Below are 2,000 nucleotides of genomic sequence, written 5' to 3'. Positions count from 1 at the left end.
TCCAGCCATCAGATTGTCGGCATGCGCAGTTTCGGGCGCGACAAGGCCGCCAAAAAAAATGGCAAACATAAGGACCACCGAGAGGAGGCGGCCCCGCATATTAGGCCGCCTACCAGCCCCTCTCGAATCCAGCAAGAAAATGCTCACGATTGATCGTCCATTCGAGCCAGAATATCCTGCGGAATTGGCATCGGCCGGAAGGCGCTAACATTCGACCGGCCAGTATTACCGGTCGGCAATCGACCAGTAATGGCACCCGGCGGTACGGGTGCGAGCCGTAAGCATTGCCCCCCGGCTTCTTTGAAGTCCCTTTCACGAAGCGCGTAACTGAGCATTGTCCAATGACTGGCCAGATGCAGTCCAAAATATGGCTGCGCCACGATATGAGCGCGTTCTAGCGCACGCCAAGCTGCCAGCCTGTCACTGGCACGTCTGGCAGCGCCAAAGCTGGCCATTTCTTCCGCGATGAGGTCTCGGGCCAAATCGAGCATCATACCGTTACCTCGCTGCCACCGGCTTTCATGCTTGTTCTACCGCGGCGGGAGCAGCTTTCAGCTCAGCCATCGCGTGTCGGAACACCTGCAGGCCGCCCGTCAAGGCCAACGCAGCCATAATAGTCGCAACAATCAGGTCGGGCCAGGCGCTACCTGTGCCAAACACGCCTAGCGCGGCCAGCATCACGGCGACATTGCCAATGGCGTCGTTGCGTGAGCATATCCAGACCGAACGCATATTAGCGTCGCCCGTACGGTAGCGATAAAGCAACAGGGCAACGCCAACATTCGCGGCCAGCGCCAGTGCGCCGACCGCGCCCATCATCGCAGGGTCCGGCGACGTCCCGCTCATAAATGCAAAGACCGCGCTGCCGAAGACCCAGCCGGCAAAGCCCAGCATGAAAAGTGATTTCAGCAACGCCGCCCGCGCCCGCCATGAAAGCGCCGCGCCAACGACCGCAAGGCTCACCGCATAGTTGCCGGCGTCACCCAGAAAGTCGAGCGCGTCGGCCTGAAGCGCGCGGCTGTCTGCGGCCGCGCCTGCCACCATTTCGACAAGGAACATTGCCGCATTGACGATCAGCGCCACCCACAGAACGCGCCGCCAGCGCGGGTCGGCCTTGGCCATCTCGCTACCGCAGGCGCTGGCGCAGCAACTGTCTGCCATCGAATTATCCTCCTCGACAAATCCCAAGTCGGACATCTATCTACACCCTGTAGCAACTACAGGGTCAAGCGATGAAGATCGGCGAGCTGGCGAGCGCAACCGCGACCAAAGTTGAGACGGTGCGCTACTATGAGAAAATCGGGCTGCTAGCGCCGCCCGCGCGCACCTCGGCTAACTATCGAGCCTATGGCAAGGAGCATCTCGCCCGCCTTTCATTCATTCGCCGTGCCCGAGACCTAGGTTTCACGCTCGAAGCGGTCCGAGAATTGCTCACGCTGTCCGACGATAAGGCGCGGTCCTGCGAGGCAGTCGACAGTATCGCACGGGTTCATCTCGCAGATATTGAACGCAAGATCAGCGATCTGGCTGCTCTGCGTACCGAACTCGACCGCGTGATCGGCAGTTGCCGCAGGGGAACAGTGGGGGATTGCAAGATCATTGAAACGCTGGGGCCGAAGGACGCCCGGGCATCAGTTATCTGATCCTGAAAGCGATCCTTTCTGCGATCATCATCGTAGCAGTCTCGGAAGTTGCACGGCGAAGTCCCGGTATCGGCGCGCTGATCTCAGCGCTCCCTCTCATTACGGTGCTCAGCATGATCTGGTTGTGGCGCGATACAGGCGATGCCGATCGCATGGCGCAATATGCCCAAGGGACCTTCTGGTATGGACTGCCCTCGCAGCCGATGTTCCTGCTAATCCCGGCACTTCTCAAGCGCGGCTTCGCGTTCTGGACTGCACTCGCAGCAGGCTGGGTTCTCACCATTGTACTGTACATGGGCATGGCGGCGCTACTCGCCCGCGGGGATATCCGGCCGTGACCGTCCGGCAGACGACCAT

The 2,000-nt window shown here is 60.4% G+C and carries 4 protein-coding genes; 2 read left to right on the top strand and 2 right to left on the bottom strand.

Going from position 1 to position 2,000, the window contains the following annotated elements:
* Nucleotides 1-143: 143 nt before the first annotated feature.
* Nucleotides 144-494: a DUF3703 domain-containing protein gene (locus tag Q0239_RS08330; RefSeq protein WP_298601082.1), complete on the bottom strand. Its 351-nt coding sequence runs from the start codon at nt 492-494 to the stop codon at nt 144-146.
* A gap of 25 nt (nt 495-519) precedes the next feature.
* Entirely contained in the window at nt 520-1,161 is a 642-nt protein-coding gene (locus tag Q0239_RS08325; protein WP_298601086.1) for a cation transporter, read from the bottom strand.
* A 71-nt stretch (nt 1,162-1,232) separates the two neighbouring features.
* On the opposite strand from Q0239_RS08325, the gene Q0239_RS08320 reads away from it, so the two are divergent.
* Both Q0239_RS08320 and Q0239_RS08315 read left to right on the top strand, forming a co-directional pair.
* Complete coding sequence (locus Q0239_RS08320) at nt 1,233-1,643, top strand: helix-turn-helix domain-containing protein (RefSeq protein ID WP_066213673.1); 411 nt, start codon at nt 1,233-1,235, stop codon at nt 1,641-1,643.
* Complete coding sequence (locus tag Q0239_RS08315; protein WP_066213675.1) at nt 1,631-1,981, top strand: DUF3147 family protein; 351 nt, start codon at nt 1,631-1,633, stop codon at nt 1,979-1,981. The genes Q0239_RS08320 and Q0239_RS08315 overlap by 13 nt, the downstream gene beginning before the upstream one ends.
* Nucleotides 1,982-2,000 lie beyond the last annotated feature (19 nt).

Source organism: uncultured Sphingorhabdus sp. (assembly GCF_937872355.1).
In the GTDB taxonomy this organism is placed as follows: Bacteria; Pseudomonadota; Alphaproteobacteria; order Sphingomonadales; family Sphingomonadaceae; genus Sphingorhabdus_B.
Note: the sequence above shows the minus strand (reverse complement) of the source record. Positions and strands in the feature narration are given on the sequence as shown.